Source organism: Holdemanella sp., assembly GCF_056804935.1.
Genome location: NZ_DBMEXE010000042.1, coordinates 1 through 1,047 on the forward strand (window position 1 = coordinate 1; position 1,047 = coordinate 1,047).

2 protein-coding genes and 1 other annotated feature are annotated in these 1,047 nt (G+C 31.8%); both genes read left to right on the forward strand.

The genetic code is table 11. The annotated features are described in order from the left end of the window. The first annotated feature begins 83 nt into the window (after positions 1-83). On the forward strand, positions 84-611 hold the full coding sequence (locus tag ACZQCL_RS03320; protein WP_482481844.1) for a hypothetical protein: 528 nt from the start codon (positions 84-86) through the stop codon (positions 609-611). A gap of 54 nt (positions 612-665) precedes the next feature. Next, positions 666-874: a binding site (T-box leader), on the forward strand. Positions 875-937: 63 nt separating this feature from the next. Next, positions 938-1,047: hypothetical protein (locus ACZQCL_RS03325; protein WP_482481848.1), on the forward strand; the 110-nt coding region annotated here is incomplete at its 3' end.

Sequence of the window (1,047 nt, forward strand, 5' to 3'; positions counted from 1 at the left end):
GAAATAAAGATATATGCCCAGAAGTCAATTTATATAAGACGTTGTATGAGTGTTGATTTTAGCTTTATATCCTAATTTATTAAATGTGTCTTTTTCAAAAAGAAAATTATGTTCCTTACTTCTTAAAAAGTGTTATTGAATCTGGGATGTTTAAAGAATTATTGTTGAGATATTTATCTTTAAAAGAATCAGATACACTTCAATGTGTTAAGTTAAATCGTAACTTATTAAGTAAGTGGCATTATGCGAGCATCTCTGAAGAGGTGGCACAGAATTTGACAATCAGTGCTAATGGAAGAGTCTATCTAACAAGGTATGTTATGTCAAAAGAAGGTGTACAGGCTTTAAAAACGCAACAAGCTACGATTTCTAAAGAAGATGCCTATGCCATTTTAGAAGCGATGGCAAGTTTGGATCTAGAGACCAAAGAAGTAGAAGAAAATGGATGGCAATTAAGGATGTATAAAAATGTCGGTGGAAAGAATCGCTTAGTGAAAACAATTGTCCACGATGAAAAGAATCCAAAAGGTTTCAATGAATGGATTCGTTCTTTATTACCGTTTGAGCATCTGTTTGTGTTTGGAGGTTCCTATTATTCATGGGAAAAATAATGTAAATTACTTACATTTCAGCTTGACATTTATTTTCATTAAGACTATATTATTTTCAAAGCAATGAAAAGAAATAGTAAAATAGTACTGCTTCAAGAGACTTTCTGGTTGGTGAAAAGAAAGAGTAAGGCTATTTGAACACGTCTTTGAGCTGTAAAGATGAAACTAAGTAGTTTTTAACGTATTCCTGGCGTTATCAGGTTTGAGGCTAATTTATTAGTAAAATAAGGTGGAACCACGTGAGTTAAACTTTCGTCCTTAGGACGGAAGTTTTTTTGTTTATAAGGAGGTTTGTTTATATGCAACAAATACAATTACCACAAGGAATGAAAGATACGATTTTGAATGAGTGTGAAAAGAAAAAATATCTACAAAATACTTTGGAACGGATTTTTGAATCCTTTGGATATGAAGAAATCATTACACCAACGATTGA